The sequence below is a fragment of the Klebsiella sp. JN_Kp122 genome, assembly GCF_040062085.1.
Lineage (GTDB): Bacteria > Pseudomonadota > Gammaproteobacteria > Enterobacterales > Enterobacteriaceae > Klebsiella > Klebsiella aerogenes.
In genome coordinates this window covers 1-18,405 of record NZ_JBEAHW010000016.1, presented here as the reverse complement: position 1 = coordinate 18,405, position 18,405 = coordinate 1, and the positions used below count along the sequence as shown (strand labels likewise).

The 18,405-nt window shown below is 53.3% G+C and carries 20 protein-coding genes and 1 tRNA gene; 10 read left to right on the top strand and 11 right to left on the bottom strand.

The genetic code is table 11. The features are described from left to right. The first annotated feature begins 115 nt into the window (after positions 1-115). From pyrC to ABLU78_RS04865, 5 genes are all read left to right on the top strand, one after another. Positions 116-1,162: a dihydroorotase gene (gene pyrC / locus ABLU78_RS04885; protein WP_015367206.1), complete on the top strand. Its 1,047-nt coding sequence runs from the start codon at positions 116-118 to the stop codon at positions 1,160-1,162. Positions 1,163-1,235: 73 nt separating this feature from the next. Then, positions 1,236-1,481 (top strand): DNA damage-inducible protein I, encoded by a 246-nt coding sequence (dinI, locus tag ABLU78_RS04880; RefSeq protein ID WP_015367207.1) that lies wholly within the window; start codon positions 1,236-1,238, stop codon positions 1,479-1,481. A 304-nt stretch (positions 1,482-1,785) separates the two neighbouring features. Continuing rightward, positions 1,786-2,040, top strand: a complete 255-nt coding sequence (bssS, locus tag ABLU78_RS04875; protein ID WP_015367208.1) for a biofilm formation regulator BssS — start codon at positions 1,786-1,788, stop codon at positions 2,038-2,040. Positions 2,041-2,164: 124 nt separating this feature from the next. Next, the gene (gene solA, locus ABLU78_RS04870; RefSeq protein ID WP_015705029.1) at positions 2,165-3,283 is read left to right on the top strand and encodes an N-methyl-L-tryptophan oxidase; all 1,119 of its coding nucleotides are present in this window, start codon (positions 2,165-2,167) and stop codon (positions 3,281-3,283) included. A 58-nt stretch (positions 3,284-3,341) separates the two neighbouring features. Beyond that, entirely contained in the window at positions 3,342-3,455 is a 114-nt protein-coding gene (locus ABLU78_RS04865) for a YceO family protein (protein ID WP_015367210.1), read from the top strand. Here ABLU78_RS04865 and ABLU78_RS04860 read toward each other — a convergent pair. After that, positions 3,441-4,505, bottom strand: a complete 1,065-nt coding sequence (locus tag ABLU78_RS04860; RefSeq protein WP_015705028.1) for a rhodanese-related sulfurtransferase — start codon at positions 4,503-4,505, stop codon at positions 3,441-3,443. The genes ABLU78_RS04865 and ABLU78_RS04860 overlap by 15 nt on opposite strands. 207 nt (positions 4,506-4,712) lie before the next feature. Between ABLU78_RS04860 and ABLU78_RS04855 the strand changes: the two genes are divergently transcribed. From ABLU78_RS04855 to ABLU78_RS04845, 3 genes are all read left to right on the top strand, one after another. Further along, positions 4,713-5,633 carry a Kdo(2)-lipid IV(A) acyltransferase gene (locus ABLU78_RS04855; protein ID WP_015367212.1) on the top strand — a complete coding sequence of 307 codons (921 nt, stop codon included), beginning with the start codon at positions 4,713-4,715 and terminating at the stop codon, positions 5,631-5,633. A gap of 173 nt (positions 5,634-5,806) precedes the next feature. Continuing rightward, complete coding sequence (mdtG, locus tag ABLU78_RS04850; protein WP_048228647.1) at positions 5,807-7,057, top strand: multidrug efflux MFS transporter MdtG; 1,251 nt, start codon at positions 5,807-5,809, stop codon at positions 7,055-7,057. Between the two features lie 91 nt (positions 7,058-7,148). Then, positions 7,149-7,535 (top strand): MysB family protein, encoded by a 387-nt coding sequence (locus tag ABLU78_RS04845; protein ID WP_048228646.1) that lies wholly within the window; start codon positions 7,149-7,151, stop codon positions 7,533-7,535. On the opposite strand, the gene ABLU78_RS04840 is transcribed toward ABLU78_RS04845, so the two are convergent. The 3 genes from ABLU78_RS04840 to mdoG all read right to left on the bottom strand — a co-directional run bounded on the left by ABLU78_RS04840 (position 7,536) and on the right by mdoG (position 11,899). Continuing rightward, complete coding sequence (locus ABLU78_RS04840; protein WP_015367215.1) at positions 7,536-7,763, bottom strand: YceK/YidQ family lipoprotein; 228 nt, start codon at positions 7,761-7,763, stop codon at positions 7,536-7,538. A gap of 61 nt (positions 7,764-7,824) precedes the next feature. Then, a complete protein-coding gene (gene mdoH / locus ABLU78_RS04835) occupies positions 7,825-10,353 on the bottom strand; it encodes a glucans biosynthesis glucosyltransferase MdoH (protein WP_015705025.1) in 2,529 nt (842 codons plus the stop codon). Then, positions 10,346-11,899, bottom strand: a complete 1,554-nt coding sequence (gene mdoG, locus ABLU78_RS04830) for a glucans biosynthesis protein MdoG (RefSeq protein WP_048228645.1) — start codon at positions 11,897-11,899, stop codon at positions 10,346-10,348. Before mdoG ends, mdoH begins: the two co-directional genes overlap by 8 nt. 252 nt (positions 11,900-12,151) lie before the next feature. On the opposite strand from mdoG, the gene mdoC reads away from it, so the two are divergent. Next, positions 12,152-13,312 carry a glucans biosynthesis protein MdoC gene (gene mdoC / locus ABLU78_RS04825; protein WP_015705023.1) on the top strand — a complete coding sequence of 387 codons (1,161 nt, stop codon included), beginning with the start codon at positions 12,152-12,154 and terminating at the stop codon, positions 13,310-13,312. 44 nt (positions 13,313-13,356) lie between these two features. Here the strand turns inward: mdoC and ymdB are convergent, their stop codons facing one another. The 7 genes from ymdB to ghrA all read right to left on the bottom strand — a co-directional run bounded on the left by ymdB (position 13,357) and on the right by ghrA (position 18,013). After that, positions 13,357-13,881: an O-acetyl-ADP-ribose deacetylase gene (gene ymdB / locus ABLU78_RS04820; RefSeq protein WP_323806375.1), complete on the bottom strand. Its 525-nt coding sequence runs from the start codon at positions 13,879-13,881 to the stop codon at positions 13,357-13,359. Between the two features lie 90 nt (positions 13,882-13,971). Beyond that, entirely contained in the window at positions 13,972-14,274 is a 303-nt protein-coding gene (locus ABLU78_RS04815; RefSeq protein WP_020079155.1) for a type 1 fimbrial protein, read from the bottom strand. Between the two features lie 230 nt (positions 14,275-14,504). Then, positions 14,505-14,801 carry a fimbrial assembly protein gene (locus ABLU78_RS04810; RefSeq protein WP_223575861.1) on the bottom strand — a complete coding sequence of 99 codons (297 nt, stop codon included), beginning with the start codon at positions 14,799-14,801 and terminating at the stop codon, positions 14,505-14,507. Between the two features lie 287 nt (positions 14,802-15,088). Continuing rightward, entirely contained in the window at positions 15,089-15,571 is a 483-nt protein-coding gene (locus ABLU78_RS04805; RefSeq protein WP_015705019.1) for a DUF1097 domain-containing protein, read from the bottom strand. 102 nt (positions 15,572-15,673) lie between these two features. Further along, positions 15,674-16,228 (bottom strand): molecular chaperone, encoded by a 555-nt coding sequence (locus tag ABLU78_RS04800; protein WP_048228644.1) that lies wholly within the window; start codon positions 16,226-16,228, stop codon positions 15,674-15,676. 23 nt (positions 16,229-16,251) lie between these two features. After that, entirely contained in the window at positions 16,252-16,989 is a 738-nt protein-coding gene (locus tag ABLU78_RS04795; RefSeq protein WP_015367224.1) for a phosphatase, read from the bottom strand. 85 nt (positions 16,990-17,074) lie between these two features. Continuing rightward, positions 17,075-18,013 (bottom strand): glyoxylate/hydroxypyruvate reductase GhrA, encoded by a 939-nt coding sequence (gene ghrA, locus ABLU78_RS04790; RefSeq protein WP_015705016.1) that lies wholly within the window; start codon positions 18,011-18,013, stop codon positions 17,075-17,077. A gap of 268 nt (positions 18,014-18,281) precedes the next feature. Between ghrA and ABLU78_RS04785 the strand changes: the two genes are divergently transcribed. Further along, positions 18,282-18,369 (top strand) — tRNA-Ser (locus ABLU78_RS04785). Positions 18,370-18,405: the final 36 nt, after the last annotated feature.

The following is an 18,405-nucleotide window of genomic DNA, read 5'->3' as shown; positions in this document are numbered from 1 at the left end:
AATATGGCGCCCTTAATTTTTTACGGAAATGAGTGCAAAGGAAAACGTTTACGCTTATCCTTAGTGCCCGGCAAAAAACAGCCCTGATGACTGAACCAATTAGCCGGAGCCTTCCATGACAGCACAACCCCAGGTATTGAAAATCCGCCGCCCTGACGACTGGCATATCCATTTACGCGATGATGATATGTTGCAAACCGTCGTGCCTTACACCAGTGAGTTTTATGGCCGGGCGATCGTGATGCCGAATCTGGTACCGCCGGTAACGACCGTCGCTGCTGCCATTGCTTACCGCCAGCGCATCATCGATGCGATTCCCGCCGGGCATGATTTCACTCCGCTGATGACCTGCTACCTGACCGACACGCTCGATCCGGACGAACTGGAGCGCGGATTCCGTGAAGGCGTATTTACCGCAGCCAAACTCTACCCGGCAAACGCCACCACCAACTCCAGTCACGGCGTGACCAGCACCGATGCCATTATGCCGGTGCTGGAACGGATGGAAAAACTGGGCATGCCGCTACTGGTACACGGCGAAGTTACCCATGCTGATATCGATATCTTCGATCGCGAAGCGCGCTTTATCGAGACGGTGATGGAACCACTGCGCAAACGGCTGCAGGGGTTAAAAGTGGTCTTCGAACATATCACCACCAAAGATGCCGCTGAATACGTGCGCGACGGCAACGAACTGCTGGCCGCCACCATCACGCCGCAGCATCTGATGTTTAACCGCAACCATATGCTGGTTGGCGGTATTCGCCCGCATCTATATTGCCTGCCGATCCTCAAGCGCAATATCCACCAGCAGGCGCTGCGTGAACTGGTCGCCAGCGGGTTCAGTCGCGCGTTCCTCGGCACCGACTCCGCTCCGCATGCACGCCACCGTAAAGAGGCCAGTTGCGGCTGTGCGGGCTGTTTCAATGCCCCGACCGCGCTTGGTAGTTACGCCACCGTCTTTGAAGAGATGAATGCGCTGGAACATTTTGAGGCTTTCTGCTCGTTGAATGGCCCGCGTTTCTACGGCCTGCCGGTGAATGAAAGCTACGTTGAACTGGTACGCGAAGAGAGTACTGTCGCCGAAAGCATCGCCCTTCCTGGCGATACGCTGATACCGTTCCTGGCCGGCGAAACCGTGCGCTGGACGATGAAAAAATAAAGTTTTTTGCCCCCTGTTGTAAATATGCAAGCGTTACTGTATAAATAACCAGTATATTACCCAGGGGGCCATTATGCGCATCGAAGTGTCAATTGCCAAAACCACAGCCTTACCCAACGGCGCGCTGGAAGCGCTGAATAACGAACTCGCTAAGCGTATCGCTCACTATTACCCGGAACGTGAAAACCAGGTCACGGTACGTTATGCCGCTGGCAATAATTTATCTGTCATCGGTGGCCTGAAAGAAGACAAAGACCGGATTAGCGAAATCCTGCAGGAAACCTGGGAAAGCGCCGACGACTGGTTTATCCACGACTAAGCCTCCGGGTCTGCTTACGCAAAATCAATTTGCTCCCTCATTGTGCTTTTTTTTGCCGGGTCGCCCCGGCTTTTTTATCTCCGCTTATAACTAAGACTTTCCTTAATATCCTGATAAATTCCTTAAAAAATAATGAGACCCAGGACGAAACTCGCGCAAAAAACCGCCAATCAGCGCAAAATTTGTCGCTATTTATTTATTTTCTCGAGTTTGTACTTAACTGCTGATATAATTAACCTGCTTCAGAAAACAAGCATTAAACCTCGAGAATTGTTGTCTTTTAACATATGAATAAGGGGTTATGATGGAAAAGAATAATGAAGTCATCCAGACCCATCCCCTCGTCGGATGGGACATCAGCACCGTTGATAGCTACGATGCGCTGATGTTGCGCCTGCACTACCAAAACCCCACCCAAGAAAGCGATAAAGAAGCAGAAATTGGCCAGACGCTATGGCTAACGACGGACGTCGCACGTCAGTTTATTTCTATTCTGGAAGCAGGAATAGCGAAGATAGAATCTGGCGATTACCAGGCAAATGAGTATCGCAGACATTAGCATCACCGATGATGTCTAAATATTCACTGAACAGGCACCTGCGGGTGCCTGAATTATTTTTCGCGCTTGTACATCCGGCTGATGTTAATTACCCTGCTAATAAAACAATAACCCGGAACTCACCATGCAATACGACCTCATCATTATCGGTAGCGGCTCCGTTGGCGCTGCCGCTGGCTATTACGCCCGCCGCGCCGGTCTGAATGTCCTGATGACCGATGCCCACAAACCGCCGCATCAGGAAGGCAGCCACCATGGCAACACGCGTCTGATTCGTCACGCTTATGGCGAGGGCGAAAAATACGTACCGTTGGTGCTACGTGCCCAGCAGCTATGGGACGAATTCGCGCAAGACAGCGGCGAGGCCGTATTCGAAAAAACCGGCGTCATTAACCTGGGCCCGGCCAGCTCCGATTTTCTCAATAACGTGGCCCACAGCGCGCGTCAGTTTAAGCTTAACGTAGAGGAACTGGACGCTGAAGCTGTCATGAAGCGTTGGCCGGAGATTCGTATCCCACAAGATTATCGGGCAATTTTTGAGCCGGCTTCCGGCGTATTACGCAGCGAACTGGCGGTTGAAACCTGGATCCGGCTGGCGCGTGAGGCGGGTTGTGCCCAGCTCTTCAACTGTCCGGTGACCGCGATCCATCATCATGCCGATGGCGTGACCATCGATACCGCTGACGGCAGTTACAATGGCAAAAAACTGCTGATCAGCGCCGGAACCTGGGTAACGAAATTATTGCCGGAACTGCCCATTCAACCGGTACGTAAAGTCTTCGCCTGGTTCCAGGCCGATGGTCGCTATAGCACGAAAAATAACTTCCCTGCTTTCACCGGCGAACTACCGAATGGCGATCAGTATTATGGCTTCCCGGCGGAAGACAACGAATTGAAGATCGGCAAACACAATGGCGGCCAGCTGATTTCCGAGCCGGGCGAGCGGAAACCGTTTGGCGCTGTCGCCAGCGATGGGTCTGAGTCGTTCAACTTCCTGCGCAACGTGCTGCCCGGAATTGGCGGCTGCCTGCACGGCGCCTCCTGTACGTACGATAATACGGTAGATGAAGATTTCATCATTGATACGCTTCCCGGTCACGACAACACATTACTCATTACTGGTTTAAGCGGTCACGGTTTCAAATTTGCCCCGGTACTTGGCGAAATTGCGACGCAATTTGCGCAAGGTGAAACGACGGAGTTTGATTTGACTCCCTTCTCGCTGGCGCGATTTTCACAATAATAGCCAGCCATAAAACGAAACGGCCTCAATGGAGGCCGTTTATTGATTGAGAACGTTTATGCGTCGCCTGTATCACTGGTTAGTCAACAATGTGCGCGAGCACTTTATGATTTATCTCGCGCTGTGGCTGCTGCTAGCAGTAATCGACCTCATCTGGTTATGGTTTTACTGACGGGTCGGGATCCGGGATACCTAATTTGGTATTAAGACGGCCACGGGATTTATTAAAAATCTTATTGCCATTCTCTCGCCCCGCCCGCAGTTTGCGCTGCTCCTCTTCCGGTAGTTTATGCTCTTCCATACAGGCTTCACTGCAGCAACCGGCAAATTTCTCGGCACAAGCCGGACACTGAATAAACAGCAAATGGCAGCCGTCGTTCAGGCAATTGGTGTGGCTGTCGCATGGTGCGCCGCATTGATGGCAGTGGGCAATCACATCATCAGAAATACGCTCGCCCATTCTTTCGTCAAAGACAAAGTTCTTACCGATAAAGCGTACCGGCAATCCCTGTTCACGGGCGCGGCGCGCATACTCGATAATCCCGCCTTCGATGTGCCATACCTTATTGAAACCGCTATGCTTCATCCAGGCGCTGGCTTTCTCACAGCGAATACCGCCGGTACAGTACATGACAATCTTCTTGTCTTTGTACTCCTGCATCATCTCAACCGCTTTCGGCAATTGATCGCGGAAGGTATCCGCCGGAATTTCCATCGCGTTCTCAAAATGACCGACTTCGTACTCATAATGGTTACGCATATCGATGAATACCGCGTCCGGATCGTCCAGCATCGCGTTCACTTCCGCCGCTTTCAGATACTCGCCCACATCAGAGGGATCAAAGGTTGGGTCATCAATACCGTCGGCCACAATGCGGTCGCGGACCTTGAGGCGCAGGACCCAAAAGGATTTACCGTCATCATCCAGCGCGATGTTCAGACGTAACCCCTTTAGCGCCGGATCGAAGCTATCGAGAAATTCACGCAGCGCTGCGACCTTGCTTTCCGGCACGCTGATCTGCGCATTGATACCTTCATGGGCCAGATAGATGCGGCCAAAGACGTTCAGCTTAGTCAACGCCAGCCACAGAGCGTCGCGGGTCGCTTTCGGGTCAACGATAGTGAAATATTTATAGAACGAGATCGTCGTGCGCGGCTCGGTCTCAGCCAGCATCTGCGCCTTTAACGTCTCATTTGAAATGCGGTTGTGTAACACTGGCATGGTGTACCTGCTCGACATAGGAAATGAGTAAAATAAACGGCGGGCATCATATAGCAAACACCGTTAATTTACATCCCTACATTTTACGCTACATTTCATCCACGCGGTTTTCAGCCGTTAACAATCGGCTTCAGCCGGAGACTGCTTTTGGCGGTAGAGGAAAAAAATGCGATAATAGAACGCGTTGTTTAATCAGACAGGTATGAAATGACCCATTTACCGAAATTTTCCGCCGCGCTGCTCCACCCGCGCTACTGGCTGCTTTGGCTGGGCATAGGCCTGTTGTGGTTAGTTGTCCAACTCCCTTATCCGGTTATCTACCGTCTCGGTAATGCCATTGGTCGTCTGGCGATGCGTTTTATGAAACGCCGCGCAAAAATCGCTTATCGTAATCTTGAGCTCTGCTTTCCTGAGAAGAGCGAGCAGGAGCGTCATCAACTGGTAGTTCAAAACTTCGAGTCAGTCGGCATGGGCCTGATGGAAACCGGGATGGCATGGTTCTGGCCAACCCGACGCATTGCGCGCTGGACAGACACCATCGGCTTTGAACATGTCCGCGACGTGCAGGCACAAAACCGCGGCATCCTGCTGATTGGCATTCATTTCCTGACGCTGGAAATGGGTGCGCGCATGTTCGGCATGAATCAACCCGGTATCGGCGTCTATCGCCCGAATGACAACCCGGTTATCGACTGGCTGCAGACCTGGGGCCGCCTGCGTTCCAACAAAGATATGATTGACCGTAAAGATCTCAAAGGCATGATCCGCGCGCTGAAAAAAGGCGAAGTGGTCTGGTATGCCCCGGACCATGACTACGGCCCGACCGCCAGCGTCTTCGCCCCCCTGTTCGCCGTCGAGCAGGCCGCCACCACTTCCGGGACCTGGATGCTGGCGAAAATGTCTAAAGCGTGCATTGTGCCATTCGTCCCACGACGCAAACCGAATGGCAAAGGCTATGAGCTCATCATGCTGCCGCCGGAATGCGATCCGCCTCTGGAAAACGCAGAAACCACCGCCGCGTGGATGAACAAAATCGTCGAACAGTGCATTTTGATGGCGCCAGAGCAATATATGTGGCTGCATCGCCGCTTTAAAACCCGTCCGGAAGGCGTGCCTTCGCGCTACTGATTGACTCACTATCCGGGCGGTTCTCTGCCCGGATAAATTCTACCGCCAGTCCTCTTAAATACTCCTTTAGCTTTAAAAGCTATGCTCCATTGCGACAACCATTTCTCAGGCGCATAATTAGCAGGCTCATATTTTCCTTTATTTTGACCCGCGCCGCGGGCCAGTGAGACCTTATGTCGTCTGCTGATACACCTATTAACTGGAAACGAAATCTTACCGTCACCTGGCTTGGCTGCTTTTTAACCGGCGCCGCCTTTAGCCTCGTGATGCCTTTTTTGCCGCTCTACGTCGAACAGTTGGGCGTCACCGGCCATAGCGCGCTGAATATGTGGTCAGGGCTGGTCTTTAGCATAACCTTCCTCTTTTCCGCCGTTGCCTCGCCGTTCTGGGGCGGATTAGCCGACCGTAAAGGGCGTAAGATTATGTTGCTGCGTTCGGCGCTGGGGATGGCTATCGTCATGATGCTGATGGGCATGGCGCAGAACATTTGGCAATTCCTGATCCTGCGCGCGTTGCTGGGTTTACTGGGCGGGTTTATTCCCAATGCCAATGCGCTGATCGCCACCCAGATCCCCCGTCAGAAAAGCGGCTGGGCGCTAGGAACGCTTTCAACCGGCGCGGTAAGCGGCGCCCTGCTCGGCCCGCTGGCTGGCGGTTTCCTTGCCGACCACTGGGGGTTGCGCACCGTCTTCTTTATGACCGCCACGGTGCTGTTTATCTGCTTCCTGTTCACCCTGTTTTTAATCCGCGAAAACTTTGTTCCGGTGAACAAAAAAGAGATGCTCAATGCCAGGGACGTTTTCGGTTCGCTTAAGAATCCTAAACTGGTGCTGAGCTTGTTCGTCACCTCATTGATTATCCAGGTCGCTACCGGCTCCATTGCGCCGATACTGACGCTCTACGTGCGTGACCTGGCAGGTAACGTCAGTAATATCGCCTTTATTAGCGGCATGATTGCTTCCGTACCCGGCATTGCCGCCCTATTGAGCGCGCCACGTTTAGGCAAGCTCGGCGATCGCATTGGGCCGGAAAAGATCCTGATAGTTGCTCTGGTTATCTCCGTGCTATTACTGATCCCGATGTCATTCGTTCAGACGCCGCTGCAGCTAGGCATTCTGCGCTTTTTGCTTGGTGCCGCCGACGGCGCGCTGTTACCCGCCGTACAAACCCTGCTGGTGTACAACTCCACCAGCCAGATTTCGGGACGTATCTTCAGCTATAACCAGTCGTTTCGCGATATCGGCAACGTCACCGGCCCGTTAATCGGCGCCTCGGTCTCGGCCAACTACGGCTTCCGCGCCGTCTTCATCGTCACCGCCTGCGTCGTCCTGTTTAACGCTTTTTACTCGACCATCAGTCTGCGCCGCCCACGGCACGACGCTTCAGCGGATGACGGGGGCTCGGGTAAACGTTCGGTAAATTAAGCGCTTCAGCTCTTCTCTGCCTTGACGCCAGACTAACCGCCTTCTATAGATTGAAACGTGTTCCTTTTTCATTCTTCTTAGGGGGTTAGCTATGTCAACGGAATCAGTTTTCTACGCCACGCTCGAAGAGGCCATCGACGCCGCCCGGGAAGAGTTTTTGGCCGATTATCCCGACAGCGATGAAGAAACTGCCAACATCGAACAGTTCAATATGCAGAAGTATATTCTCCAGGATGGCGATATCGCCTGGCGGGCTGAATTCTTCGCCAGCGAAGATGAAGAAGGCGAGTGCCTGGCCATGCTCAGTGGCGAAGCGGCACAGAGCGTATTTGACGGCGATTATGACGAAATCGAGCTACGCCAGGAGTGGGTGGAAGAGAATACGCTACACGAATGGGATGAAGGCGAGTTTCAGCTGGAGCCTTCCCTGGATACCGAAGAGGGGCAGACCGCAGCCGATGAGTGGGACGAGCGTTAATTACTCATAGGGGCCGTGGCTGGCGTCTAGCGGTAGCAACAGCGTATCAAATACCAGCGAGAATGGCAGATCGAGAATGGTCAGATAGCGCCAGGCTGAATCACGAACATCCCACTGTACGCCGGGGTAATATTGGTTGCCATGGCCCTGCCCCGGTACCGTACGGCTAATAATGCTGCCGCAGCCGCTGAGTACCAGCGTCATGGCGATAAGCACAAATATTCTCATTAACTTCCTCTCAGGCAAAAAAATACCGGCACAATTGCCGGTATTTTCCTTAACGTACGGCTTACTTCGTTTTCAACGCCAGAGGGTTCAGCGTGAGCTGCTGATACGCCCCCACCCAGGAGGAGTATTTCTCCGGGGCGTTCCACACGCGATAGTGCAGACGCGACATCGTTACCGGATCGCTTAACAGCACCAGCCGACGATCGCGGTTGAGTTTATCAGGCGTTTCATTCAGCGCCTGCTCAACGTGGCGTTCACGGGCGATATCCAGAATACGGCCGTGGCGGTGACGCGCCGTAGCCATTGCCGTCGCCAGAGCGTTGAACGATGGGTTAAACACCGCGTGCATAAAGCCATCGCCCAGCGAACGCTGACGGTTCAAAGTCAGGTAAGCATCGGTATCTTTCAGTACCTGCGGCGGCGAATACTCTTCCGGGATCAGGAACAATTTCCAGCGTTTAGTGCGCAGACCTACCGTCGCGCGGCTGGAAATCGCCGAGACAAACGGAGAGAGGATCAGCGACACGACGATAGGCGCCAGCCAGAACAGGAAACGCAGATCCAGCCACGCCATGCCAACCGCCCATACCAGCCCCAGCAGCAGCTGCGAACCGTGACGCATAAAGGCCTCGCCCCACGGTGTTGAGTCATCATCGCGCTGCGGTGAGTTCCACACTACCTCCCAACCGAGGAACGCGCTGACCACGAACACGGTATGGAACAGCATGCGCACCGGCGCCAGCAGCACCGAGAACAGTACCTCCAGCAACAGGGAGAGCGTCACGCGGAAGAAGCCGCCGTACTCTTTCGGCCCCTTGCACCACACCAGAATGATACTCAGCAGTTTTGGCAGGAACAGCAGTACCATGGTCGAAGCAAACAGCGCGATAGCCAGTTCCGGACGCCATTGTGGCCATACCGGGAACAGCTGACGCGGCTGCAGGAAGTATTGCGGCTCGGTCAGGGCGTGCACGACCTGTAGCGCCGTCGACAGCGCGAGGAACATAAACCACAGCGGCGCCGACAGATAGGACATGACGCCGGTCAGGAACACCGCACGGTGTACCGGGTGCATCCCTTTCACCAGGAACAGGCGGAAGTTCATCAGGTTACCCTGACACCAGCGGCGGTCACGCTTCAGTTCATCCAGCAGGTTCGGCGGCAGCTCTTCATAGGAGCCAGGCAGATCGTAGGCGATCCAAACGCCCCACCCCGCACGGCGCATCAGCGCAGCTTCCACGAAGTCATGCGAAAGAATCGAGCCGGCAAAGTTACCTTCGCCCGGCAGCGGCGCCAGCGCGCAGTGTTCGATGAAAGGCTTCACGCGGATAATGGCGTTGTGACCCCAGTAGTGCGATTCACCTAACTGCCAGAAGTGCAGCCCGGCGGTAAACAGCGGGCCGTACACGCGGGTGGCGAACTGCTGGCAGCGCGCATAAAGGGTATCCATACCGGAAGCGCGCGGCGAAGACTGGATGATCCCGGCATTCGGATTCGCTTCCATCAGGCGCACCAGCCCGCTCAGGCACTCGCCGGTCATTACTGAGTCAGCGTCGAGCACCACCATGTAGCTATACTGGCTACCCCAGCGACGGCAGAAATCATCGATGTTGCCGCTTTTACGCTTCACACGACGACGACGGCGACGATAGAAGATCTGGCCTTCACCCTGCACTTCGGCAATCAATTCCATCCACGCTTTTTGCTCGGCAACGCAAATATCCGGGTCGTAGCTGTCGCTGAGCACGTAAACGTCAAAATGCGCAGCGTTACCCGTCGCTTTCACCGATTCCCAGGTGGCGCGCAGGCCGGCAAACACGCGGTCAACATCTTCATTACAGATAGGCATGATAAGCGCTGTACGGTGTTCCGGGTTCAGCGGCTCGTCGCCAACGGTGGATGCCGAAATACTGTACTTATCACGCCCGATCAGCAATTGCAGGAAGCCCATCAGCGCGGTCCAGAAACCGGCCGAGACCCAACAGAAAAGTACCGCAAAGAGGATCAGGATGCCGGTCTGCAACACGTAAGGGAGTAGCTGCATGAAGGAGACCCACAGATCCTGGCCAACCATATCGGATGGATTGATCAGCGCCCACCCCTGATAAGGGAGGATGGTCTTCATATACCAGGTGGCCACTACCGTTTGCGCCAGCGTCAGCAGCAGCAAAATGTAGCGACGAATGGTGCCGACGGTACGCCATTTCTGTTCGCTTTCACGCTCTTCTTGCGTGAGGCGAGAGAGATAGCGCGGAGTCACGTCACGGCCACGCAGGCGATCCCAGAAGCGGCCTACCGGGTTGGTACGCCACGGGTCGGGGATCATTGAGGAACGTTTCGCTTTCGGCATCGCATGAAGCTGCGTGCGCCCTTCATCATCTTTCACCAGCTGATCGCCGGACAGAGAGTCCGGCCAGCTATGCTCCAGCCGCGCTTTTACCGATCCTAACGGGGAATCTTCATCACGCGGAAAATGATGATGCTCTGCGTCAAGCGCTTCATGCACGGCTTGCAGGCTCGCATCTGGTAATGCGGCCTTTTCTGCATCCGACAGCGGCAATGCGTCGATATAATTCGTTATCTTATTCATTGGCAGGCAGCTGATAGCTCCAGGTTTCGCTCAGCGTCTGATCGCCATTGACCAGCGCCGCACGCATTTCCGTGGTTTTCTTCGGATCTTTCACTTTCACGCGCAGGGTCATACGCCAACCTTTGATAACCGGGTTATAGCGCACGGAGTTTTCCACGATTTCGGCATTATCGCCGATGCTCGCCTGCGCCGTTACCGGAGTGTCCGCCGCCATTTTTTTCATGTCAGCGCCGGTGAAATCAACGATGAAAGCGATAGTGCCATCTGGCTGGCGAATGAGGTTAGACTGCTTCACATCACCGGTTGAGCGGCGAGTCTGCACCACATAAGCGCTATCTGGCGCATGCAGCTTGTCTTCATCGCGGCTGAAGGTAATAGAGTATTTGAAGTTCATCTCTTTGCCCGGTTCTGGCAGCTGATCCGGGGTCCAGTAGGTGACGATATTGTCGTTGGTTTCATCGTTGGTCGGGATTTCAACCAATTCGATTTTACCCTTACCCCAGTCGCCTTTCGGGGTGATCCACGCGCTCGGGCGCTGGTCGTAACGATCGTCGAGATCTTCAAAGCGGGAGAACTGGCGGCCACGCTGCAGCAAGCCAAACCCTTGCGGGTTCTCCATCGCATAACTGCTAACGGCCAGGTGTTTCGGGTTATTCAGCGGACGCCAGATCCACTCGCCGTTACCGGCAAGAATCGACAGACCGTTGGAGTCATGTAGTTCCGGACGATAGTTAGTCGTCGGCGACGGTTGGTTCGGCCCAAACAGGAACATACTGGTCAACGGTGCCACGCCGAGTTTACCGACTTTGTCACGCAGATAGACCTTCGACTGCACATCAACCACGGTGTCGCGCCCAGGCATAACCACAAAACGATAGGCGCCGGTCGCACGCGGGGAATCCAACAGCGCATAGATAGTTAAGCGCTTATCGGTCGCTTTCGGGCGCTCAATCCAGAACTCGCGGAAACGAGGAAACTCTTCGCCTGACGGCAGCGCGGTATCGATAGCCAGGCCGCGGGCGGAAAGCCCGTATACCTGACCCTGGCCAAGAACGCGGAAGTAGCTGGCTCCGAGCATGCTGACGATTTCGTCATTCTTGTCTTTGCTATTGATCGGATACAGTACTTTAAAACCGGCGAAACCAAGGTCTTTCACCGTGTCTTTATCGTGTTGCACATTGCCAAAATTAAAATAATCCGGGCTATATTTAATTTTACGTACACTGGTGCTGGTCACTTCATTAATAGTAACCGGCGTGTCGAAATACATGCCCTGGTGGTAAAATTCCAGCTTGAACGGGGTCTTCAGGTTATTCCAGTACGCTTTGTCGTGATTGAACTGGATTTGCTGGTAATCCGCGTATTTCATATCGCGGAAGGCGGAGGGCAGGTTACTTTTCGGCGCTTCATAGCCTTTCCCGGCTAACGTTTTCGCCTGTTTTGCTACGTCATCAATGCTGAATGCCCATGCAGATGAAGTACACAGGGACAACATTACGGCTGCGCTTAACCAACGCATTTTCATCATCTGTGGTTTATGTTTCATAGTAAGTAAGCACTTCCCCCTTTGTGTGCTTAAATCGATCCGATCTATTTTAATGGAAACTCAGGCAATCCGACAACATAATCCCTGCATTGTTCAGCTTAGCGGACCAGGGAATAAACAGTTCTCTGTCCCATATTGCACTTTGCGTACTTATCCTGGAGACAGATACCCTGAGTTCATGTAGGGTTGCTGGGAATGTAACCGTTATCGCCGCGAGTGATAAGACGAATTGTCTGAGATTGTTGTGAATTTATGAATAAAACACCAGTAGAGCGTGAATATTTCTTCGACAGCATCCGCGCCTGGCTGATGCTGCTGGGGATACCCTTTCACATTTCGCTTATCTACTCCAGCCACAGCTGGCATGTGAATAGCCTGGAGCCCTCCTGGGGGTTAACGCTGTTCAATGACTTTATCCATGCTTTCCGCATGCAGGTCTTCTTTGTTATTTCCGGCTACTTCTCTTACATGCTGTTTCTACGCTATCCCCTAAAGAAATGGTGGAAAGTACGCGTAGAGCGCGTTGGCATTCCGATGCTCACCGCGATTCCACTTCTGACTTTGCCGCAATTCTTGATGCTGCAATACGTTAATGGTAAAGCGCAAAACTGGCACACGCTCTCCGGCTATGACAAATTCAACACCCTGGCATGGGAGCTTATCTCTCATCTGTGGTTCCTGCTGGTGCTGGTCGTGCTGACCACTCTCGGCGTGGTGCTGTTTAAGTGGCTGGCCAATCGAGGGAAAACGCAGACCGCCAGCTTTGGTGACACTGTCACATTTGGTCAATTATCTCTTATTTTCCTTGGGCTTGGCGTGTTGTATGCGGTAATTCGTCGCACTATTTTTATCGTTTACCCGCCGATTCTCAGCAACGGACTGTTTAACTTCATCGTTATGCAGACCCTGTTCTATCTGCCGTTCTTTGTTCTCGGCGCGCAGACGTTCATCAACCCGCGGCTAAAAGCGATGTTCACCACCTCATCACCCTGGTGTTTTGTCGGCGCACTGCTGGGCTTTATCGCCTATCGTCTTAACCAGCAGTATGGTTCCGGCGATGGCTGGATGTATGAAACCGAATCGGTGATTACCATGGTGCTTGGGCTGTGGATGGTGAACGTGGTATTCTCGCTGGGCCACCGCCTGCTCAACTTCCAGTCCGCTCGGGTGACTTACTTCGTCAACGCCTCGCTGTTTATCTACCTGGTGCATCATCCCCTCACCCTGCTGTACGGAGCGTGGATTACGCCAATAATCAAATCGAATCTGTTAGGTTTTATCGCCGGACTGGTGTTTGTGGTGGGTATTGCGCTGGTGCTGTACGAAATCCATCTACGTATTCCTCTGCTGCGCTTCCTGTTCTCAGGCAAACCGCAGCAAAAACCGGCGAAAGCGCCGGTGTCGGTTAACTAAAATCCGCAACCGGCAGCGCGCCTGCGTGCTGCCGGTGCCGCGATTCATTCTGCCTGCAATAATCGCTGATAGATCTCCGCCGTTTCGTTATCAAAGCAGACAAAGCACACTCGTTCCAGTGGATTATATCGGGTGAGGAAAGCCTTCACCGTTTTCACCGCAATTTCCGCCGCCGCCTGTTTCGGATAGCCATATACGCCGGTGCTGATAGCCGGAAAAGCAATAGATCGATAATTATTGGCTGCCGCCAGCAACAGACTATTGCGATAGGCATCCGTCAGTAATTCGGCCTCTTGCTCGTCACCGCCGTGCCAGACGGGGCCGACTGCATGAATCACCGCGCTGGCCGGTAGATTACCGGCGCTGGTGATAACCGCATGCCCGGGCGGACATTCGCCCTGCTGCTTACGGACTATTTTGCAGGCTGCCAGTAGTTCCGGGCCCGCTGCGCGATGAATGGCGCCATCAACACCGCCGCCGCCCAGTAACGATGGGTTTGCCGCGTTGACAATAACATCTACCTGCAACGTCGTGATATCGCCGAGAACCACCTCAGGTTGAACAACCATTTCCCCCTCCTGTCGGCAAACGTCTTCATACTTAGCGTGGTGTCTACTATGGCATGATAGCCCCCCAGGCGGAAGCCTGAGGGGCGGTAATTAGCGATAATTCACTTCGAGGATAGCGCGGGTATGTTGCGGATCAATATACTTTAATTGTGCTGAACGGACGGCGTCATTGCTGTAATTTCCCGTCGTCAGCACCTGGGGCGAAAGCGCCCGTGTAGGCAGCTGCGGGCAGGCCATTTCAATCTTTTCGCTCACACTATTGGCTTCGCAGGACGGATCGACGACCTGCCCATAAATGGCGACAACGCCGTCGGTCGGCGCGGCGTGCACTGCTCCAAACAAGCACGACAACATCAGACATGGCATCGCGAAGGCGTGGATTTTTTTTATCACGGCAGTCTCCTCTGTTTAATAGCAAAGAAGCAACAGGCCATCCATGAGCGCACTGCGCCGCCAGAATACGGCAAGGCAATGATTGCGTTATGAAATACAAATATATTACTTTTTGTTTTCTTTTTGCTAACAAAATCGATTCATCTTGATTTTGCTACAAAAAAGCAGCGTGAGAATGTCAGGAGAGAGGCGCGGCGAAGGCCCCCGCTGGATCTGCAGGGGCCTTGCTATTACCGATAACTCACTTCGAGAATAGCGTTGGTGTGCTGGGGATTGATAAAGGTGAACTGTGTAGATTTGATATTGGCATGTTGCAGATCTCCCCGGGCTACCTGCTGGGCAGAAAAAGTGACTGACTTCTGCTTAGCGCAAGCCATCGAGACCTGATCTTCTGAAGAACGAATTTTACAAGGCGGTTCGACAACGCCGCCGTGGAAACGAATCACGCCGCTTGCGGCGTTAGAGGTAGTTGAAAAAGTCAATAAAGCGGGAAGGAAACAAACTGTAGCAAGTAGTACGCCAGTCATTTTTTTCACGGCAAAACCCCTCTGCGTAACGGTCAAAAAAACCTTACAAATCATCCATGAGCGCAGTTGAATACAAGCAACTACATACAAAATCAGTATATATATGAAGTACCCGTTGATACTTTTTTCTCTCCGTTTTTGCAAACGGTATCAAATTATTATGGTTTGTTTGCTCAAAATGTCTGCATTAAGAGGAAAAAACAATCGAAGAGGGGTTGATGCGAAAAGGCTTTCATGTAGTGAGTGACGGGAAGCTTACTCCCGTCGTCGAGGAAATGTGAAGAAAATCAGACGTTATCGTTAGCCAGAGACTTATTCTTTGCCGCTCGCGCCGCCAGCCACAGCCCGCTGTTTTTCATGGCATAGCCAAAGACCAATCCCAGCGCCAGCGATGGCACGACAATGCGCCAGTCGCCGCTCGCGGCAAAGGTCGCGCAGGCGCCGATAAAGGTTCCGGGAACAAAAGAGAGCAACAGCTGACGCGCCTGAATACACATCAGGAAGGCGACTATTCCGGTCATCACATAGCTGAGGATTTCCAACTGCGGCGCCAGCGCGCTACCGTAAATAATCACCAGCGCCCATATCACGCCGCTCATGACCGTGCAGGCGGAAATCAACAGCCCTTTCAGGCCGCCCTGTGGGCAAGCGAAATAGGCCGTACAGCCGAGGAAACCGGCCCAGCTCAGCAGGCCAAGTGAGACCGCCACCCATCCCCAAATACCGGAGAGAATGCCCGTCGTGAGTGCGATTGCGAAGAGTATGTTCATGCCGCGTATCATAGCAGATACGCGGCAACCAAATGCGATCCAGAACACACAATATGAATGCGTGAGTTTGCTGTTTCACACTAAAAGTGACTTAAATCACAATTATTCGTCATTTTCTTCCTGCAGCTCATCCCACATGGCGGATATAGCTTCACGCGTGAGTAGCGCCATGGTACGCCAGAATGCGGTTTGCGCATGCGCCTCGACTTTACCGAGGAAGGTGCCGCACCACGGTAAGAGGTAATCGGCAAACAACGTTTCCAACGTTTCGCTTTCGTCATCTGAGACATGATCTTCAAGCCAGGATGCGGCCAGCAGTAGGGATCCAATATGATCGGTTGGCCCGTCGCCAGTAGGAATACCGTGTTGAGTGAGAAAACCGCGGACTTCCGCTTCCGTGGCGCCTTCAACCCACGCGCTGCGATAAGGCGAGACCGCACATTCGTCACCAACGAACAGGGCGTTGTAATCAGCGGTTAACGGCTGGGTATCACAACTCTTCTGCAGACGCTCCAGTAATTCATCCTGTTCCAGCGGCCAACTGGCGGCCAGCTTGCCATCGCGAATCAGCGTGAACAGCGGCACCAACAGCGGGTCCTGCGGCTGACGATAGTACAGCGAGCCCAGCACGCGACAGAGGATTGAAAATTCATTCATACAATATGTTCCAGTGGTTCAAATTAAAGGTCTGCAAATTCCGCAATCGCCGGCATTCCGCGTGATTCGAGGAAATTCAGTAGTCGACGCGGACTGACGTTAAGGATCCGCTCTTCCGGGAAATTCACCGCGTCGAGGATTTTGCGACATTCGGTAAATTCGCCAAGCGTAAAGGCGGTATGGGAGTCCGAACCCAGCGCCACCCAACCACCCGCATCACGCACGGCGGCGGCGATTGCCCGGCAATTATCTTCACTACCGATACGCGATGAAAGGAAAGAGGAATTATTAATTTCCAGCGCCACATGATGCTTTGCCGCTGCTTCGGCTACTGCCGGAATATCGATCGGGAATTTCGGATTGCCTGGATGGCTAATCATGTGGACTGCGCCACTGGCAATCGCGGCAATCATCGCTTCAGTGTGGGTGGCTTTATCCTGAGGCGGGAATACCGGCTCATGAAAACCGGCAATAATCAGATCCAGCGAGGTCAGCATTGGTCCGGTACAGTCAATTTCACCCTGGGTATTTTTAATATTCGCTTCAATGCCGCGCAGAATGCCGACGCCATCTACCAGACGCGGCCAGATACGCATATTGACGAAATGCCAGTAGTGCGGCGCATCGGCCATATCCGGGCCGTGATCGGTGATGGCAAAAAGTTTAATGCCTTTACGTTTGGCCTCGGCAATATAGTCATGCAGGGTACTATAGGCGTGGGTGCTGGCGACGGTATGCATGTGCAGGTCAACAGGATACATCACAATCTCCTCCTCTGTTTGTGGCAAGAATAGCAGGAATCAGGAGTCATGATCAGTAAAAACCCCGCCGTAGCGGGGTTATCGATTAGTAGCCGCGTTGGCGATCGACCTGCCCGCTGACCGTTTCACCACGCTCCAGGCGGCTAATGGTACTGGCAATATAAGCGATCGCTTCCTGTGGACGGGTAACGGCGGCAATATGCGGCGTCATGGCCACACGCGGATGCGCCCACAGCGGGCTCTCTTTCGGCAGCGGTTCGCGGCTAAAGACATCCAGCATCGCCCCTTTCACCTTACCGCTGTCAAGCGCGGCCAGTAAATCCGGCTCAACAATATGTACGCCGCGGGCGAGATTCAGAACATAGCTGTTATCCGGAAGTTGAGAGAGTAAAGTTTCATTAATGATGCCGACGGTTTCAGCCGTATTTGGCAACAGGTTGATCAGCACGCGGGTTTGCCGTAAAAATGCGCCCAGTTCTTCCTGACCGGCAAAACTCTCAACTTGCGGCCAGGATTTGTGGCTACGGCTCCAGCAGCGCACTGGGAAACCCCAGCGCAACAGGCTTTCCGCGACTTTGCCGCCCAACACCCCTGCCCCCATAATGCCGATAGTGAAATCTTCGCGACGGTATTCCGGCAACGGCTGCCAGCGGGATTGCAGCTTCAGCGCCTGATAATCATCAAAGCGGCGGAACCAGTGCAGTACCTGGCTTACCGCATATTCCTGCATCTGCAGGCCCATACCGGTATCTTCGAGGCGGAACAGCGGGATCGAAAGCGGCAGCATTTCCGGATGCTCCCGCAGCTTGCTAAGAATAGAATCCACGCCTGCGCCGAGGGCAAAAACCGCCTTCAATTTGCGGCCTTGCAACATTTCTACCGGTGGATGCCAGACCAGCGCATAGTCGGCTGGTTGATTGTCGCCAGGTTTCCACTCACGAACGCGCGCTCCCGGCAGATGTTTTTCCAGCTCTGCGATCCAGTAGGGGGTATCGAACGTCGGGTGGTAAAAAATAATCTCCATAATGACTCCTGATTACTGACGCGTGAGTAGGTTGAGGTTTGCGTCGTGTTTTACTCTTTGTTTTGTATTGGTTTGCCAGCATAACAAATTTCGTATCGCTATCGAGGAATAAAGAGAATGGTGACAAAAAAAACGATTCCCGCGCGTTTAAGAAGCAAGTTGTTTGAAGTTTGGCTAAACGCATCTTTTTTTAAAAAAGTTGATTGACGGGAGATACGTATTTCCCTACATTAGCGCCCGTTCCCAGCAACAACGGGAAAGACAATATGGTGAGGTGTCCGAGTGGCTGAAGGAGCACGCCTGGAAAGTGTGTATACGGCAACGTATCGGGGGTTCGAATCCCCCCCTCACCGCCATATTCGAGATGAGAGCTCGTACGAAAGTACGGGCTC